Source organism: Starkeya nomas, assembly GCF_902703545.1.
In the GTDB taxonomy this organism is placed as follows: domain Bacteria; phylum Pseudomonadota; class Alphaproteobacteria; order Rhizobiales; family Xanthobacteraceae; genus Ancylobacter; species Ancylobacter moscoviensis.
The window spans coordinates 1,482,645-1,500,034 of sequence record NZ_CACSAS010000001.1; the positions used below are offsets into that span (position 1 = coordinate 1,482,645).

At 65.8% G+C, this 17,390-nt stretch carries 14 protein-coding genes; all 14 read right to left on the reverse strand.

Annotated elements, in window-relative coordinates; all coding sequences use genetic code 11:
- Window positions 1-85: 85 nt before the first annotated feature.
- Entirely contained in the window at window positions 86-3,520 is a 3,435-nt protein-coding gene (dnaE, locus tag STARVERO_RS07155; protein ID WP_159598365.1) for a DNA polymerase III subunit alpha, read from the reverse strand.
- A gap of 342 nt (window positions 3,521-3,862) precedes the next feature.
- A complete protein-coding gene (locus STARVERO_RS07160; protein ID WP_144343444.1) occupies window positions 3,863-4,321 on the reverse strand; it encodes a hypothetical protein in 459 nt (152 codons plus the stop codon).
- Between the two features lie 79 nt (window positions 4,322-4,400).
- A complete protein-coding gene (locus STARVERO_RS07165) occupies window positions 4,401-5,039 on the reverse strand; it encodes an ABC transporter ATP-binding protein (RefSeq protein WP_244616883.1) in 639 nt (212 codons plus the stop codon).
- 64 nt (window positions 5,040-5,103) lie between these two features.
- Entirely contained in the window at window positions 5,104-6,327 is a 1,224-nt protein-coding gene (locus STARVERO_RS07170) for a lipoprotein-releasing ABC transporter permease subunit (RefSeq protein WP_144343706.1), read from the reverse strand.
- A gap of 141 nt (window positions 6,328-6,468) precedes the next feature.
- Window positions 6,469-7,791 (reverse strand): proline--tRNA ligase, encoded by a 1,323-nt coding sequence (gene proS, locus STARVERO_RS07175; protein ID WP_144343442.1) that lies wholly within the window; start codon window positions 7,789-7,791, stop codon window positions 6,469-6,471.
- A 434-nt stretch (window positions 7,792-8,225) separates the two neighbouring features.
- Entirely contained in the window at window positions 8,226-8,492 is a 267-nt protein-coding gene (locus STARVERO_RS07180) for a DUF1467 family protein (RefSeq protein WP_159598366.1), read from the reverse strand.
- 9 nt (window positions 8,493-8,501) lie between these two features.
- Entirely contained in the window at window positions 8,502-8,906 is a 405-nt protein-coding gene (gene mce, locus STARVERO_RS07185; protein ID WP_159598367.1) for a methylmalonyl-CoA epimerase, read from the reverse strand.
- Between the two features lie 157 nt (window positions 8,907-9,063).
- Entirely contained in the window at window positions 9,064-10,752 is a 1,689-nt protein-coding gene (locus tag STARVERO_RS07190) for a ribonuclease J (protein ID WP_159598368.1), read from the reverse strand.
- 11 nt (window positions 10,753-10,763) lie between these two features.
- Window positions 10,764-11,519 carry a biotin--[acetyl-CoA-carboxylase] ligase gene (locus tag STARVERO_RS07195; RefSeq protein ID WP_159598369.1) on the reverse strand — a complete coding sequence of 252 codons (756 nt, stop codon included), beginning with the start codon at window positions 11,517-11,519 and terminating at the stop codon, window positions 10,764-10,766.
- Between the two features lie 2 nt (window positions 11,520-11,521).
- Window positions 11,522-12,949, reverse strand: coding sequence for an NADH-quinone oxidoreductase subunit NuoN (gene nuoN / locus STARVERO_RS07200; RefSeq protein ID WP_144343437.1), 1,428 nt, complete (start codon window positions 12,947-12,949; stop codon window positions 11,522-11,524).
- Window positions 12,950-12,983: 34 nt separating this feature from the next.
- A complete protein-coding gene (locus tag STARVERO_RS07205; RefSeq protein ID WP_144343436.1) occupies window positions 12,984-14,498 on the reverse strand; it encodes an NADH-quinone oxidoreductase subunit M in 1,515 nt (504 codons plus the stop codon).
- Entirely contained in the window at window positions 14,498-16,429 is a 1,932-nt protein-coding gene (gene nuoL, locus STARVERO_RS07210; protein WP_144343435.1) for an NADH-quinone oxidoreductase subunit L, read from the reverse strand. The genes STARVERO_RS07205 and nuoL overlap by 1 nt, the downstream gene beginning before the upstream one ends.
- A 10-nt stretch (window positions 16,430-16,439) precedes the next feature.
- The gene (gene nuoK / locus STARVERO_RS07215; protein WP_144343434.1) at window positions 16,440-16,748 is read right to left on the reverse strand and encodes an NADH-quinone oxidoreductase subunit NuoK; all 309 of its coding nucleotides are present in this window, start codon (window positions 16,746-16,748) and stop codon (window positions 16,440-16,442) included.
- Window positions 16,749-16,751: 3 nt separating this feature from the next.
- On the reverse strand, window positions 16,752-17,354 hold the full coding sequence (locus STARVERO_RS07220) for an NADH-quinone oxidoreductase subunit J (protein ID WP_159598370.1): 603 nt from the start codon (window positions 17,352-17,354) through the stop codon (window positions 16,752-16,754).
- Window positions 17,355-17,390 lie beyond the last annotated feature (36 nt).

Consider the following 17,390-nt stretch of genomic DNA (forward strand, 5'->3'; position numbering starts at 1 on the left):
CGGCTTATAAGGGACCACACCCCGACACGCAAGCGTCGTGTGGCTCTACCCCCGGGGCAACGCGCCGAACTACCCCTTCATCCGCTCAATGCGCCTCGACGGCGACCACGCCGGGAACCGCCTTGAGGGCCCCGGCGATCTGGGGCGACAGGCTGTAGCGGCCGGGAAGCTTCACTTCCACCTCCGTTGCGCCCTGTTCGCCGAGCAGCAGTACCAGCGCCACCTCCCCGTCCCCGCGTCCGCCGGCGAGAGAGCCGAGGCGCGAGGCGACGCTTTCCAGCGGATCGGGCGAGCGCAAGAAGATACGCATGCTCTTCTGCATCTTCGAGGCCGCCTGGTCGAGCGGTTCGGCCGTCTGGATGCGGGCGCGCACATCCTCGCCCTGCAGCTCCGCCGAGACCTGCAGGAGCAGCGCCTTGCCGGGCTCCAGAAGCTCGCGGAACTGCGCCAGCGTCTCGGAGAACAGCACCGCCTCGAACTGCCCGGAAGGATCGGACAGGCCGACGATGCCCATCTTGTTGCCGGTCTTGGTGCGCCTCTCCTGCCGGCTCACCACGGTCGCGGCGAGGCGCCCGGCGATGGAGCCGGCACGCACCGAGCGGGTGAAATCGGTCCAGCGCTGCACGCGCAGCCGCTCCAGCGCCTTGCCGTAGTCGTCGAGCGGGTGGCCGGTGAGGAAGAAGCCGATGGAATCATATTCGCGCTGCAGCTTCTCGGCCGGCAGCCACGGCGCGGTGCTGGGTATCGGCAGCTCCGTCGCCTGCGCGGGCCCGCCGAACATGTTCCATTGACCGGAAGCCACCTCCGCCCCCACCGAAGCGGCATGGGCGAGAATCGGTTCGATCGCCGCCGTCGCGCGGGCGCGGTTCGGCTCCAGCGCATCGAAGGCCCCGGCGTTGACGAGGCTCTCCATGGTGCGCTTGTTCAGCGCCTTGGCGTTGATGCGCGAGGCGAAGTCCGAAAGGCTGGCGAAGGGTCGGTCGCCCCGCGCCTCGACGATGGCGTCCACCGCATGCACGCCCACGCCCTTGATGGCGGCGAGCGCGTAGAGGATGCGCCCGTCCTTCACCGCGAACTCCCGGCCGGAGTGGTTGACCGAGGGCGGCACCACCTCGATGCCGAGCCGCTGCGATTCCTGGCGGAATTCCGCCAGCTTGTCGGTGTTGCCCATGTCGAGCGTCATCGACGCGGCAAGGAATTCCGTGGCGTAGTTCGCCTTCATATAGGCGGTCTGGTACGAGACCAGCGCATAGGCGGCGGCATGGCTCTTGTTGAAGCCGTAGTCGGCGAACTTGGCGAGCAGGTCGAAGATTTCCGACGCCTTGGCCTTGGGCACGCCGCGCTCCACCGCGCCGGTGACGAAGCGCTCACGCTGCTTGTCCATCTCGGCGCGGATCTTCTTGCCCATGGCGCGCCGCAGCAGATCCGCCTCGCCCAGCGAATAGCCGGACAGCGTCTGCGCGATCTGCATCACCTGTTCCTGGTAGATGATGACGCCGTAAGTTTCCTTCAGGCTCGCTTCCAGCGCGGGATGGGCATAGGCCGCCTTCTCCTGGCCGTTCTTCACCGCGCAATAGACCGGAATGTTGGCCATCGGGCCCGGACGGTAGAGCGCGACGAGCGCGATGATGTCCTCCAGCCGGTCCGGTTTCATGTCGACGAGGGCGCGGCGCATGCCCGCGCTTTCCACCTGGAACACGCCGACCGTCTCGCCCCGCGTCAGCATGGCGTAGGTCTTCTCGTCGCCCAGTGGGATAGTCGACAGGTCGAGCTGGATGCCACGCTGTGCAACCAGACGCACCGCCGTTTGCAACACGGTGAGAGTCTTCAGGCCGAGGAAGTCGAACTTCACCAAACCGGCCTGCTCGACCCATTTCATGTTGTACTGCGTGACCGGCATGTCGGAGCGCGGATCGCGGTAGAGCGGCACGAGCTTGGCCAGCGGCCGGTCGCCGATCACGATGCCGGCCGCATGGGTCGAGGCGTGGCGGTTCAGGCCTTCGAGCTTGGTAGCAATGTCGAAAGCCCGCTTCACGACGGGGTTTGCCTCGCTCTCCGCCTGCAACCTCGGCTCGTCGCCGATCGCCTGCTTCAGCGTCACCGGGTTGGCCGGATTCTGCGGCACCAGCTTGCAGAGCTTGTCGACCTGCCCGTAGGGCATCTCCAGCACGCGGCCGACGTCGCGCAGCACGCCGCGCGCCTGCAACGTACCGAAGGTGATGATCTGCGCTACCTGATCGCGACCGTAGCGCTGTTGCACATACCGAATAACCTCGTCGCGACGCTCCTGACAGAAGTCGATATCGAAGTCCGGCATGGACACGCGCTCGGGATTCAGGAAGCGCTCGAACAGCAACCCGAAGCGCAGCGGATCCAGATCGGTGATGGTGAGCGAATAGGCGACCAGCGAGCCGGCACCCGATCCACGGCCCGGCCCCACCGGAATGCCCTGTGCCTTTGCCCATTTGATGAAGTCCGACACGATAAGGAAGTAGCCGGGAAACTTCATCTTCTCGATGATGCCGAGCTCGAAGGCGAGGCGATCCTCGTAGTCCTTTTCCGCCAGCCCATGCGCCGGGCCGTGGATCGCCAGTCGCCGCCGGAGCCCCTCCTCCGCCTGTACCCGCAGTTCCTCCGCCTCGTCGCGCTCCATGGTGAAGCGCGGCAGGATCGGCTTGACCGTGCGCGGACGGTAGGCGCAACGCCGCGCGATCTCGACGGTGTTGGCGAGCGCCTCCGGCAGGTCCGCGAACAGCGCCGTCATCTCGGCCCTGGTGCGGAACCGGTGCTCAGGGGTGAGCTGGCGGCGGTCGGGTTCGGCCACCAGCCGCCCCTCCGCGATGCAGATCAGCGCGTCATGGGCCTCGTAGTCTTCCTGCGCCGCGAAGAACGGCTCATTGGTTGCCACGAGCGGCAGCTCGAGCCGGTAGGCGAGTTCGATCAGTGCCGGCTCGACCTTGCGCTCGTCGGCAACGCCATGGCGCTGGACTTCGACATAGAGCCGGTCGCCGAACAGCTCGGAAAGCGCGACCAGCCTCTGCTCGGCAAGATCCGCACTACCCGCGGCGAGCGCACGGTCCACGGGACCCGCGGGACCGCCGGTAAGAACGATCAGGCCGTCGGAAAAGCCCTGCAGCCAATCGAGCTTGATGTGGGGAGCGCCGTCCGAAGCGGTGTCGAGATAGGAGCGCGAGACGAGCTCCATCAGATTCTTCCACCCCTGCTCGCTGGCGGCGAGCAGAGCGATGCGCGGGCGCTCCTGCCCTGCTGGGCCACGTGGCGCGGGGCCGGGCACGTCCACCGCGAGCGAGCAGCCGAGTATCGGCTGGATGCCGCTTCCGGCCATCTTCTCGGAGAATTCCAGCGCACCGAACAGATTGCCCGTGTCGGTGAGCGCGATGGCAGGCTGCCGATCCTTCTTGGCAAGCTCGGCCAGCTTGCCGATGGTCAGCGCCCCTTCGAGCAGCGAGAAGGCGGAATGGACATGCAGATGAACGAACCCGACATCAGCCTCAGCCATTTCTTTCCTCCCGCGACTCGCCGTCTAGATGGTGAGCATGCTACGGCGCCGCGTCCACCCATGCGGGGCTGTCCTCCCCGCTGTCCTCAGACGCCGGTGATGACCCCTGCCCAGATGCCGATCATGGCAACGAACAGCCCGATGGATGTGAGAGCGGCAACTTCCTGAACGAGGATGCGGATCATGTCGACCTCCATGGAACATACGGAGAACATGACTCCCGCAATCCCCACAATCAAGCCATGTTCCTCTTTCGTTCCAGTCTATGGTTGACAAATGGCAAACGGCGGTGCTTGGCGGCACGCCGATTCCCGCGAGCAGAAAGGAAAACGGACAGTCCGGCTAGCTCAGCCGCGGAGGCCACGCGACATCGAGCCGGACCCGCAGATCTTCTGCATGGCCGCGCAGCACCACCGCCTCGCAACGCGCCGGCCGCCCTTTCGCCGCCGCGTGAAAGTGAAGAAGGTCGCGTGCCGGGATCTCTCCCACGCGGGCGCCTTCGACATGGACGACGATCGCCTCGACCTCGCCAGCTTTGGTGACAGCCGTCAGGAGTTCGGCGATGCATTCCTCACCCAGAGACGATGGCGTCCGGCCGGCGATGCGGGCGAGGACGGGTTGGTGGCCGTCCGTTCCGGCAATGTCGTAGTCGAAGGAGCCGTCGCCCACGAGCGCCAGACGCGTTTTCGGCACGACGACGCGCTGGCCGACCCAGCGCAGCAGGATGATGAGGGCAACCGCACCCGCGACGGCGCCCGCCAGCAATGTCATGTGATCGTACTGGAGAAGACGGTCCAGCATGGCGGCACTCCGGAGCGCTACGGCGCTGCGGGTGAGAATAGCATGAGATTACCGCCGAACAGGAGCGACGACGGCAGGCCTATGGCAATTCCACGACTTGCCCGTCCTGCAGCGTCACGCGACGGTGCATGCGCCCCGCGAGCTCGAGATTGTGGGTCGCGATCACCGCCGCGAGGCCGGTCGCCTCGACAAGCTGGGACAGGGCGTGAAAGACATGGTCGGCCGTGTGCGGATCGAGATTTCCCGTCGGCTCGTCCGCCAGCAGCACGCGCGGGGCATTGGCCACGGCACGCGCAATGGCGACACGCTGCTGCTCGCCGCCCGACAATTCGCCCGGCCGGTGATCGAGCCTCTTGCCGAGGCCGAGATAGCCGAGCAGTTCCTTCGCGCGCACCGCCGCCTCGCGCTTCGACAGACCCCGGATCATCTGGGGCAGCATCACGTTTTCCTGCGCAGAGAATTCCGGCAGGAGGTGATGGAACTGGTAGACGAAGCCGACGTCGACCCGTCGGATACGGGTACGCTCGGCATCCGGCAGGCCTGCCGTCGCCTTGCCGCCGATATAGACCTCCCCGGCGTCCTGATGCTCCAGCAGACCGGCGACGTGGAGGAGCGTGGACTTGCCCGTGCCGGACGGCGCCACGAGCGCCACCGACTGGCCTTCCATAACGGTGAAATCGGCGCCGCGCAGAATGTCGAGCGTACCTTCGCCCTGCATGTAGCGGCGTTCGATCTGTTCCAGCCGGAGTACGGTCTGCGGCGATGCGGACACGACCGGTCCCCTATTCGTAGCGCAGCGCTTCCACCGGATCGAGGCGCGCGGCGCGCCACGAGGGGTAGAGCGGAGCGAGGAAGGACAGGACGAGCGCGGTCAGCACGACGGTCGCGGTCTCGCCGGCGTTCATCTCGGCGGGCAGGCGGCTGAGATAATAGAGCTCGGGCGAGAAGAGCTCGGTTGCGGTGAGCCAGGAAATGAACTGGCGGATTTCCTCCACGTTCAGGCACACCACCAGCCCGAGCAGGAAGCCGGCGATGGTGCCGACGACGCCGATGGCGGCGCCGGTGACGAGGAAGACCCGCATGATCGCCCCGCGCGTCGCACCCATGGTGCGCAGAATGCCAATATCGCGCCCCTTGTCCTTCACCAGCATGTTGAGGCCGGAGACGATATTGAAGGCCGCGACCACCACGATCAGCGTCAGGATGAGGAACATCACGTTCCGCTCGACCTGCAGCGCGTTGAAGAAGGTGGCGTTCCGCTGGCGCCAGTCGACGATGTAGATCGGCCGCTCGGCTGCCGCCTGCACGGCGGAGCGGTAGCGTTCCACGTCGTCCGGCTTGTCGATGTAGACCTCGATGGCGGTGACGTCGCCATCCTTGTTGAAATAGGCTTGGCTCTCCGCCAGCGGCATGAAGACGAAGGCGCTGTCGTATTCCGACATGCCGATCTCGAACACCGCCGCGATCTTGTAAACCTTGATGCGCGGCGTCGTGCCCATCGGTGTCACCGCCCCGCGCGGCGCGACGAGGGTGAGGTTGTCACCCGCCTGCAGCGAGAGCTGGTCAGCAAGGCGCTTGCCGATGGCGATCCCCGTGCCACTGTCGAAGCCTTCCAGTGTGCCGGTGCGGATGTTCGCTCCGATGGCGGGGAGCGCGCGCAGGTTCGCCTCCGAGAGACCGCGCACCAGCACGCCGCCGGCCCCGTAGGCGGAGGAGGCCAGAGCCTGCCCCTCGACCAGCGGCACCGCGAACTTGACGCCCGGCACGCCGGCGATGCGCTTGGCGACCGCGTCGTAATCCGTCAGCGGCCCGTCGATTGGCTGCACCAGCATGTGGCCGTTGAGGCCGAGGATCTTCGACAGGAGTTCGGTGCGGAAGCCGTTCATCACCGCCATGACGATGATGAGCGTAGCGACGCCCAGCATGATGCCGAGGAAGGAGAACCCGGCGATGACCGAGATGAAGCCTTCCTTGCGCCGCGCCCTGAGATAGCGCAGCGACAGCATCCATTCGAACGCGCTGAACGGCCGCGAGCCGGTCGGCTCCTCGTCGGGGCGCGCCTGTGCTTCCTTCACCCGACGCGCTTCGCTCCGTGCCGCCATGCCTGCTCCGCCGTGCGCCCCGCCTGTCGAGATCGCTGCCTGCGTTCAGCCGATGATCCGCGCCAGCGCCGCCGTGATCGGCAGCGTTTCGCGCGAGCCATCCGCCCGACGCTTCAGTTCCACCATGCCGTTCGCCAGGCCCTTCGGCCCGACGATGATCTGCCAGGGCAAGCCGATGAGGTCGGCCGTGGCGAACTTCGAGCCGGGACGCTCGTCCGTGTCGTCGTAGAGCACGTCGATATTGCGCGAGACCAGCTCGGCATAGATCGCGTCGCAGGCCGCGTCGGTCGCCGCATCGCCCACCTTGAGGTTCAGCAGACCAACGCGGAACGGCGCGATGGCCTCCGGCCAGATGATGCCGTTCTCGTCGTGCGAGGCCTCGATGATGGCCGCGGCGAGACGCGAGGGGCCGATGCCGTAGGAGCCCATGTGGACGGGCCGCTCCACGCCGTCCGGGCCGGCGACGGTGGCGTTCATGGGCTCGGAATACTTGGTGCCGAAATAGAAGATGTGACCGACCTCGATGCCGCGCGCGGACAGACGCTGACCGTCCGGAATCGCCGCGAACGCCGCCTCGTCATGCTTCTCTTCCGTGGCCGCATAAAGGCTGGTCCAGCGGTTCACGATGGTTTGCAGAGACGACGGGTCCTGGAAGTCGACATCGCTGCCGGGCGTGTCCATTTCGAGATAGTCGGAATGGCAGAACACTTGGCTCTCGCCCGTGGAGGCGAGGATGATGAATTCGTGGCTGTGGTTGCCGCCGATGGGGCCGGTGTCGGCGACCATCGGGATCGCCTTGAGGCCAAGGCGCGCAAAGGTGCGCAGATAGGCGACGAACATGCGGTTGTAGGCGATGACCGCGTTCTCGAAATCGAGGTCGATCGAATAAGCGTCCTTCATCAGGAACTCGCGCGAGCGCATGACGCCGAAGCGCGGGCGCACCTCGTCGCGGAACTTCCACTGGATGTGGTAGAGGTTCAGCGGCAGGTCCTTGTAGGACTTCACATAGGCGCGGACGATCTCGGTGAGCATCTCCTCATTGGTCGGCCCGTAGAGCATGTCGCGCTCGTGCCGGTCCTTGATGCGCAGCATCTCCTTGCCGTAGTCGTCGTAACGCCCGCTCTCGCGCCAGAGGTCGGCCGACTGGATGGTCGGCATCATGATCTCGATGGCGCCCGAACGGTTCTGCTCCTCGCGGATGACGTTGCAGATCTTGTCCAGAACGCGCTTGCCCAGCGGCAGCCAGGCATAGATGCCGGCGCTCTCCTGACGGATCATGCCGGCGCGCAGCATGAGGCGGTGCGAAACGATTTCCGCTTCCTTCGGGACTTCGCGGAGGATGGGAAGGAAGTAGCGGGAAAGGCGCATCAGCGGAAACTCACGATTCGTCTGCCGGCGGCGCGCGGCAAGGATGGCGGAGTGAAACCGGATCGGTCAGAAAAACACAAGCCCTTGCGCACCGCCCCCGCCCGCCTCTGCCTGAACTTCAGGCTTCGGCCACGGAACGCAGCCTAATTCTATTGCATCGCACCATCGTTCTATTGCGACGCAAGGATGACAAGGCCGCATTTTTTGCTTTAAGGTGCCGGCCTCTAGAAAGAGGTCCGCTGATCGCTTCTCGGAGCGTGATGATCGGTCCAGGTCTCGGGAGGAATAACGGCTAAGAAAGCCCCCTGACAGATGCCGAAACGGCACGGAATCAGGTGCGGGCGGCCAAACAAGCGGGCGGGACCTTGAGTCCCGCCTCTTTTTTTACCTCTACAGCCTTGTTTTTGACCCCGGGTCAGACCGGCGCGGCCATTTCAGTAAAGTTTGATCGGCAGCGGGAACATGTCGAGCGTGAGCCGGCCGGTTTCGACCGACCACGCGAACAGGCCGACGAACACGGCCGCCACCACCGTCGTCACCAGCGCCTTGCGCAGCAGCAGCGGACGCTGGGGCGCGCCCGGCTCGGTTCCATCCTCGACCACACCGTCCTCATGCTGGGAGCGCACGCCGAAGGGCAGGATGGTGAAGATCACCGTCCACCAGACGATGAAGTAGATCGCGATGTAGGTGGTGATGCCCATGGGAGTGCGTCAGGCCTGCTCGAGTTCGACCAGAGTGCCGAGGAAATCCTTCGGGTGGAGGAACAGCACCGGCTTGCCGTGCGCCCCGATGCGCGGCTCGCCCGAGCCCAGCACGCGCGCGCCGGCGGCGAGAAGGCGGTCGCGAGCGGCGCGGATATCTTCCACCTCGTAGCAGATGTGGTGGATGCCGCCTTCGGGATTGCGTTCCAGGAATTTGGCGATCGGCGAGTCCGTGCCCAGTACGCCGAGCAGTTCGACCTTGGTGTTCGGAAGGACGACGAAGACCGTGTTCACGCCATGCTCGGGCTGCGGCACCACCTCCGACACCTCGGCATCGAGCGTGTCACGATAGATGGCGATGGCCGCATCAAGATCCGGCACGGCAATGGCGACATGGTTGAGACGACCGATCATGCGAATACGCTCCCCTCATGGGCATCCGAGGAGCATGCCGCCTCCCGGAGACCGTATGCGGGCGGCACGAATGCCGCCGCTCAATGCCGCCCCTTGGATCACGTTCCTTGTGAGAAAGGCATTCAACTTTCGCGGCAGGCGGCGCCGGGCACGCCTTTCATACCGTGATCACCAGCACATGGCAGAGCGGCTTCTTGCCCCAGGCGGCGTTCACCGATCCGCGGACCGCCCGCGTGACCGACTCCGCCACGGCGTCGGGGTCGCGCCGGCGCGGCTTGGGCAGTCCGTCGAGGCAGTCGAGGACGGCTTCCTCCACCACGTCGTCGAGCGGCTTGCCGCCGATGCCGTGGCGCGGCAGGCCGGAGAGGTCGATCATCGGATCGCCCACCACCTCGCCCTTGGCGGACATGGCGACGGCAACCGACACCAGCCCCGAGAAGGACAGGCGGCGGCGCTCGGCAACGGCGGGATCATCCGCGCCAATGAGCACCTGCCCGTCCTTGTAAAGACGCCCGGCGGGCAGTTCCTCGATCACCTCGGCGACCAGCGCCGGATCGGCGCTGACGAGGCGCACCACGTCCCCGTCGACCAGACGAACGACCTCGCGGGCCCCCATGCGTCGAGCGAGATCGGCGTGCTCAGCCAGATGCAGCGGCTCGCCATGCACCGGCACCGAGACCTGCGGACGCAGCCACTGATACATCTGCTCCAGTTCGCCCCGGCGCGGATGACCGGAGACATGCACCAGCGCGTCGCGGTCGGTGATGACCTTCACGCCCTGCAGCACCAGCGCATTGATGATGCGGTTCACCGGACGCTCATTGCCGGGAATGGTGCGCGACGAGAAGATGACCTGATCGCCCGGCGACAGCGCGATCTCGGGATGGTCGTCATCGGCAATGCGGGCGAGAGCCGCGCGCGGCTCGCCCTGGCTACCGGTGAGAATCGCCACGACCTTGTCACGCGGCAGGAAGCCATAGGCGTCGGCCGGGCGGAAGGGCGGCAGTCCATCGAGCATATGCTGCTCGCGCGCCACCGAAACCACACGCTCCATGGCGCGACCGACCAGTACCACTTCCCTGCCCGTCTTCATCGCCGCCTCGGCGATGGAGCGGATGCGCGCGACATTGGAGGCGAAGGTCGTCACCGCCATGCGATGCGGCGCGGCGGCGATCAGCTCGGCCAGCACGCCCTGCACATCCACCTCGGAAGGCGAGATGCCGTCGCGGATTGCGTTGGTGGAATCGCACACGACCGCGCGCACGCCCTCGTCGCCGAGCGCGGAGAAGCGAGCCGGATCGGTGACGTTGCCGACGACCGGCGTCGGGTCGATCTTCCAGTCGCCCGTATGCACGACGAGGCCGAGCGGCGTGCGGATGGCGAGGGCGTGGCTGTCGGGGATGGAATGGGCGACGGGGAGGAACTCCACGTCGAACGGGTCGATCCGCACCCGCCCCCCGGTCGGTACGACATGGAAGGGAATCTTCGGGGCGCCCGGCTCACCCAGCCGGCGCACTTCCGCCAGCGCGTGCGTGAAGGGGGTGGTGTAGACCGTGCATCCAAGCCGCGGCCACAGATCGACGAGGGCGCCGATGTGATCCTCGTGGCCGTGGGTAATCACCAGCCCGACCAGATTGCCGGCATCCACCTGATCCTCGAGGAAGGACACGTCCGGCATGATCAGGTCGATCCCCGGCACCTCGGGCGGCGCGAAGGAAATGCCGAGATCAACCGCGAGCCATTTGCGCCGGTTGCGCGGGCCGAAACCGTAGAGCCCGAGGTTCATGCCGATTTCGCCAACCCCACCGAGGGGGGCGAAGACCAGCTCGTCCGGCCATTTGCTCACGCGACTCCCTTTCACACTGACGCGCGCGGCGACGGGAAAACGTCGCCGGCGCTGATCGTCTCGCGCACCCCGTCGGGGCGGCGCAACACCATAGCACCCGAAAAGTCGAGCGCCTCAAAGATCCCTTCCGACTGCCGCTCGCCGAGGCGCACGGTCACCGGCTTGCCAACCCCTGACGCCCGCATCAGCCAGGCCTCGCGGATATCGGCGAACCCCTCCCCGCGCGCCCATTCGGCGAGACGGTGGCGCATGGCGGCGTCGAGCGCGGCAAGCATGGCCGGAGGTTCAGTCGGATAGCCCGCGCCGGAAAGATCGATGGCGCCGTAGGGCGTGTCGGCCGGATGATGGGCGCAATTGACGCCGAAGCCGATGACAGTCGCCATGCGGCCGCCCGGCAGCGCGGTGCCTTCCAGCAGGATGCCGGCCAGCTTGGCGCTGTCAATCATCACGTCGTTCGGCCATTTCAGGCCGATGCGCAGCGGGTCTATGCCGGTGACGGCCCGAACCGCGTCATAGAGCGCCAGCGCCGCCACGAAGCACAGCTCGGGCTGGCGCGCCGCTGGCCCGGCATCGACCAGCAGCAGCGATGCATAGAGGTTGCCCGGCTCCGACGTCCAAGGCCGGCCACGGCGGCCGCGGCCGCCGGTCTGCCGCTCCGCGACGAACCAGCAAGGCGCCGGTCCGCCGATCGCTGCCAGCGCCTCGGCATTGGTGGAGCCGACCGTATCGAAGCGGATGACCGGCGTTGCGCCCGGCGGATGCGTCATTCTCAGAAGAGCGCCCGCGCGGCTGCGCCCGCCGCCGCCAGCAGCGGCGCCGGATAGACGAAGAGCAGCACGGTGAACAGGCCCGAGACGGCAAGCACCGCGCGCAACTCCGACGGCATCGGCTCGAAGGCCGGCGCCGGCTCGTCGAAGTACATCACCTTGACGATACGCAGGTAGTAGAAGGCGCCGACCACGCTGGTGAGCACGCCGATGACGGCAAGCGTGTACAGCCCCGCCTCGATGGCGGCGAGGAAGACGTAGTACTTCGCGAGGAAGCCGGCGAGCGGCGGGATACCGGCGAGCGAGAACATCAGCGCCGCCAGGAAGAACGCCTTGACCGGGCTGGTGCGGGCGAGACCCGCGAGCTCGTCGTAGTTCTCGACAACGCCGTCCTTGCGGCGCATCGACAGGATGCAGGCGAAGGTACCCAGCGTCATCGCCATGTAGATGGTCATGTAGACCAGCACGCCGCGCACGCCCTGCTCCGTGCCGGCGGCGAGGCCGACCAGCGCGTACCCCATGTGGCCGATCGACGAATAGGCCATGAGGCGCTTGAGGTTTCGCTGGCCGATGGCGGCGAAGGAGCCAAGCGCCATGGAGGCGATGGAGACGAAGACGATGATCTGCTGCCACTGGTGCACGACGTTCGGCAGCGCCTCGATGGCAAAGCGCACGAACACCGCCATGGCCGCGACCTTCGGGGCCGCCGCGAAGAACGCCGTCACCGGCGCCGGCGCACCCTCATAGACGTCCGGCGTCCACATGTGGAACGGCACGGCGGAGACCTTGAAGCACAGACCGGCGAAGGTGAACACGATGCCGAAGATAAGGCCGAGCGAAGGCTCGCGGGCGGCCTCGGCGATGCGGGCGAAGTTCACCGAGCCGGTGAAGCCATAGATCAGCGACGCGCCATAGAGGAACATGCCCGAGGAGAGCGCGCCGAGCACGAAGTACTTCAGGCCGGCCTCGGTCGAGCGCACGGAATCGCGGTTGTTGGCGGCGATCACGTAGAGCGCCAGGCTCATCAGCTCGAGGCCCATATAGAGCGCGATCAGGTCGCCGGCCGAGATCAGCATCATCATGCCGAGCGTCGACAGCAGCACGAGGATGGCGAACTCGAAGCGGCTCTGCTTCTCCACCTTCAGCCAGTCGACCGACATGGCAAGCGTGCCGCCGGCACCCAGCAGGGCGAGGACCTTCAGGAAGCGCCCGTACTCATCGACCTGGAAGGCCCCGCCGAACAGCGTCGCCTGCGACGGGCCGAGAATGACCAGCACCAGCGCCGCGAACAGCGCCGCGAGCGTGAGGCCGTTCACGGTATCCGTCGACTTCGGGCCGACGATGGCGCCGAACAGCAGCAGCAGGATGGCGGAAACGGCCAGCAGCAGTTCGGGCAGCGCGGGGCCGAGCGCGGCAAGGGTGAAGGTCATCGAACAGGCTCCGCGAAGGTCATCAGGGGGCGGATCAAGGCAGCACCAGCGCGGCAGCCTTGACGGCTTCGGTCGCCACATCGGCGCGCGCGACGATCGCGCCCACCGCGGCGTTGCAGGCGTCAAGGATCGGCTGCGGCCAGATACCGAAGAGGAGGGTGAGCAACAGCAGCGGAATGAGCGAGGCCATCTCGCGGCCGTTGAGGTCGAGCAGCCCCTTCAGGCTGTCCTTTTCCAGCGCCCCGAAGATCACCCTGCGGTAGAGCCACAGCGCGTAGGAGGCCGACAGGATCACGCCGGTGGCGGCAAAGAGCGCCACCCAGCTGTTCCGCCCGAAGGTCGCGATGATGGTGAGGAATTCGCCGATGAAGCCCGAGGTGCCCGGCAAGCCGACATTCGCCATGGTGAACACCATGAACACCGTCGCGTAGATCGGCATGCGATGCACGATGCCGCCATAGGCCGCGATCTCGCGGGTGTGCATGCGATCGTAGATCACGCCGACGCACAGGAACAGCGCGCCCGACACGAAGCCGTGGCTGACCATCTGGAACACCGCGCCCTGGATGCCCTCCTGGGTCAGGGTGAAGATGCCCATCGTCACGTAGCCCATATGGGCGATGGACGAGTAGGCGATCAGCTTCTTGATGTCCTCCTGCATCAGGGCGACCAGCGACGTGTAGACGATCGCGATCACCGAGAGCGTGAAGACGAAGGGCGCGAAATAGGCCGACGCCTCCGGGAACATGGGCAGGCTGAAACGCAGGAAGCCGTAGCCGCCCATCTTCAAAAGGATACCCGCCAGAATGACCGAACCGGCTGTCGGCGCCTCGACATGCGCGTCGGGCAGCCAGGTGTGGACGGGCCACATCGGCATCTTCACCGCGAAGGAGGCGAAGAAGGCGAGCCACAGCCAGTACTGCATGCCGGCCGGGAAATCGAACTTCAGCAGCGCCGTGATGTCGGTCGTGCCCGCCTGCCAGTACATGGCCATGATGGCGAGCATCATGAGCACGGAGCCGGCGAGCGTGTAGAGGAAGAACTTGAAGGTGGCGTAGATGCGCCGCTTGCCGCCCCAGATGCCGATGATGAGGAACATCGGGATCAGGCCGCCTTCGAAGAAGATGTAGAACTGCAGCAAGTCGAGAGCCGCGAAGGTGCCGATCATCAGCGTCTCGAGCACCAGGAAGCAGATCATGTACTCCTTGACGCGCACATGGATCGACTCCCAGCTCGCCAGGATGCACATCGGCATCAGCAGCGTGGTGAGCAGCACGAAGGGCATCGAGATGCCGTCGACACCCATGCGATAGGTCGCGACGTCACCGAGCCAGGGCTTCTGCTCGAGGAACTGGAATTCGTGGCTCGACGGGTCGAACCCGAAGAGCAGCAGCAGCGAGATGACGAAGGTGACGAGGGTCGCCCACAGCGCGACCCAGCGGGCGTTGCGCTGCGCCACCTCGTCGTCGCCGCGGATCATCAGGACGATGAGCAGCGCGCCGACGAGCGGCAGGAAGGTGACGACGGAAAGGATGGGCCAGTCGTACATCAGTGCGAGCCCCCGAACATGAACCAGGTGATGAGGGCCGCGACGCCAACCAGCATCACGAACGCATAGTGGTAGAGATAGCCGGTCTGCAGCCGGACCACCCTGTTCGTCACGTCGACCACCCGGGCCGAGACGCCGTTCGGTCCGTAGCCGTCGATGACGCGCACATCACCCTGCTTCCACAGGAAGTTGCCGAGCCACATTGTCGGGCGAACGAAGAGGAAGTCGTAGATCTCGTCGAAGTACCACTTGTTGAGCAGGAAGCGGTACAGCACGTCGTTCTGCTTGGCGATCGCCTTCGGCACGGCCGTGTTGGCGATGTACATCCAGTAGGCGACGATGAAACCGAGCGCCATCATCACCGTCGGCGCCCACTTCGCCCAGCCGGGGATGTGGTGCATCTCCTCGAGGATCTTGTTCTCCGGCCCCATGAAGATCGACTCGCGGAAGAAATGATCCACGTCCTGCCCCACGAAATAGGGGTACAGGATCATGCCCGCGAAGATCGCCCCGAGCGAAAGCAGGCCGAGCGGGATCAGCATCACCAGCGGCGATTCATGCGCGTGGTCGTAGGTGTGATGGTCCGCGCGGGTCTCGCCGTGGAAGGTCATGAACATCTGCCGCCAGGTGTAGAAGGCGGTCAACGCCGCGGCGGCCACGGTCAGCACCCAGGCATAGGTGGCAAACGGGCTGTGGCTCACGAAGGCGGTCTCGATGATCGCGTCCTTCGAGAAATAGCCGGCCGTGAAGGGGAAGCCCGTCAGCGCCAGGCCACCGATCATCATGGTGGCGTAGGTGAACGGGATCTTCCGCCACAGGCCGCCCATGTGCCGCATGTCCTGCTCATGGTGCATCGCGTGGATGACCGAGCCGGCGGCAAGGAACAGCAGCGCCTTGAAGAAACCGTGCGTCAGCAGGTGAAAGATGCCGACCGAATAGGCGCCGGTGCCGAGCGCGACAAACATGTAGCCGAGCTGCGAGCAGGTCGAATAGGCGATGACGCGCTTGATGTCGTTCTGCACGCAGCCGATGGTCGCAGCGAAGAAAGCGGTCGAGGCGCCGACGAACAGCACGACGTTGAGCGCCGTCTGCGACAGCTCGAACAATGGCGACAGGCGCGCCACCATGAATACGCCGGCGGTGACCATGGTCGCGGCGTGGATCAGCGCCGATACTGGAGTCGGGCCTTCCATCGCGTCCGGCAGCCAGGTGTGCAGACCGAGCTGGGCCGACTTGCCCATGGCGCCCACGAAGAGCAGCAGGCAGATGATGGTCGGCGCGTGCCACTCATAGCCGAGGAACAGGATGTTCTTGTCGAGCAGCGAGGGCGCCGAGGCAAAGATCTGCTCGAACGAGATCGAGCCGGTCATCATGAACACGGCGGCGATGCCGAGGATGAAGCCGAAGTCACCGACGCGGTTGACGATGAAGGCCTTCATCGCCGCCGCGCAGGCCGACGGCTTGTCGTACCAGAAGCCGATCAGCAGGTAGGAGGCGAGGCCGACGCCTTCCCAGCCGAAGAACATCTGCACCAGATTGTCGCTCGTCACCAGCATCAGCATGGCGAAGGTGAAGAGCGAGAGATAGGCGAAGAAGCGCGGGCGGCTGGGGTCCTCGTGCATGTACCCCATCGAATAGAGGTGCACGAGCGAGGAGACACTGGTCACGAGGATCAGCATCACCGAGGTGAGCGTGTCCACACGGATCGCCCAGCGCACGTCGAGCCCACCGGACGCCATCCAGGTGAACAGCTCGACCGTTCCGTCCTGGCCACCGAAGCCGGTCTGGAAGAAGACGATCCACGCGAAGAAGGCGGAGACGAAGAGAAGCCCGGTCGTGACCAGTTCCGAGGCGCGCGCGCCGATCAGCCGGCCGAACAGGCCGGCGATGAGGAAGCCGACGAGGGGGAGGAAGACAATCGCCTGGTACATGAATGCCCGCTCAGCCCTTCATGGTGTTGATGTCCTCGACGGCGATCGAACCGCGGTTGCGGTAGAACACCACGAGGATGGCGAGACCGATGGCGGCCTCGGCGGCGGCGACCGTCAGCACGAACAGCGCGAAGACCTGCCCGGTGATGTTGCCGAGGAAGACCGAGAAGGCGACGAGGTTGATATTCACCGCCAGCAGGATGAGCTCGACCGACATCAGGATGACGATGACGTTCTTCCGGTTGAGGAAGATGCCGAGCGTGCCGAGCGTGAACAGGATGGCCGCGACGGTCAGATAGTGCGGAAGGCCGATCGCCATGGCTCAGAGCCCCTTGCCGGAAGGCACCTTGACGACGTCGATCGCCATCGCCTTGGTGCGCGCGTTCTGGACCGGGATGCTCTGGCGCTTGACGTTCTCCTTGTGGCGAAGCGTCAGCACGATGGCGCCGATCATGGCGACCAGCAGGACGAGGCCGGCCGCCTGGAAGAAGTAGACGTAGTCCGTGTAGAGCACCCGGCCGATCTGCACCGCGTTCGACACGTCCGAAGAGGCCGCGACCGCGCCGGTCACGCCCTCGCCGAAGGTCCACGAGCCGACCACCAGCACCAGTTCGGCGAGGAAGACGAGGCCGACCAGAGCGCCGACCGGCAGGTACTGCAGGAAGCCCTGGCGGAGTTCGACGAAATCGACGTCGAGCATCATCACCACGAACAGGAACAGCACCGCGACCGCGCCGACATAGACGACGATCAGCAGCATCGCGATGTATTCGGCGCCAATCAGGATGAACAGGCCGGAGGCGTTCACGAAGGTCAGGATCAGGAACAGGACCGAGTGAACCGGGTTCCGCGAGGCGATGACCATGAAGGCCGAGGCGACGGCCACCCCGGCGAAGAGATAGAAGAACAGCGCGGCGAGGCTCATGCCCGGCACTCCCCAGTCATCACCGCGCGCGTCTTC

Bases quoted from the DNA above. Each gene is read 5' to 3' on its own strand.
- STARVERO_RS07180 (WP_159598366.1), bottom strand. From the start codon at position 8,492: ATGGGCATCACCACCTACATCGCGATCTACTTCATCGTCTGGTGGACG.
- nuoN (WP_144343437.1), bottom strand. From the start codon at position 12,949: ATGACCTTCACCCTTGCCGCGCTCGGCCCCGCGCTGCCCGAACTGCTG.
- STARVERO_RS07205 (WP_144343436.1), bottom strand. From the start codon at position 14,498: ATGTACGACTGGCCCATCCTTTCCGTCGTCACCTTCCTGCCGCTCGTC.
- STARVERO_RS07220 (WP_159598370.1), bottom strand. From the start codon at position 17,354: ATGAGCCTCGCCGCGCTGTTCTTCTATCTCTTCGCCGGGGTGGCCGTC.
- nuoK (WP_144343434.1), bottom strand. From the start codon at position 16,748: ATGGCGATCGGCCTTCCGCACTATCTGACCGTCGCGGCCATCCTGTTC.
- STARVERO_RS07165 (WP_244616883.1), bottom strand. From the start codon at position 5,039: ATGCAGGGCGAAGGTACGCTCGACATTCTGCGCGGCGCCGATTTCACC.
- proS (WP_144343442.1), bottom strand. From the start codon at position 7,791: ATGCGCCTTTCCCGCTACTTCCTTCCCATCCTCCGCGAAGTCCCGAAG.
- STARVERO_RS07195 (WP_159598369.1), bottom strand. From the start codon at position 11,519: ATGACGCATCCGCCGGGCGCAACGCCGGTCATCCGCTTCGATACGGTC.
- mce (WP_159598367.1), bottom strand. From the start codon at position 8,906: ATGATCGGTCGTCTCAACCATGTCGCCATTGCCGTGCCGGATCTTGAT.
- STARVERO_RS07170 (WP_144343706.1), bottom strand. From the start codon at position 6,327: ATGCTGTCGCTGCGCTATCTCAGGGCGCGGCGCAAGGAAGGCTTCATC.
- dnaE (WP_159598365.1), bottom strand. From the start codon at position 3,520: ATGGCTGAGGCTGATGTCGGGTTCGTTCATCTGCATGTCCATTCCGCC.
- STARVERO_RS07160 (WP_144343444.1), bottom strand. From the start codon at position 4,321: ATGCTGGACCGTCTTCTCCAGTACGATCACATGACATTGCTGGCGGGC.
- nuoL (WP_144343435.1), bottom strand. From the start codon at position 16,429: ATGTACCAGGCGATTGTCTTCCTCCCCCTCGTCGGCTTCCTCATCGCC.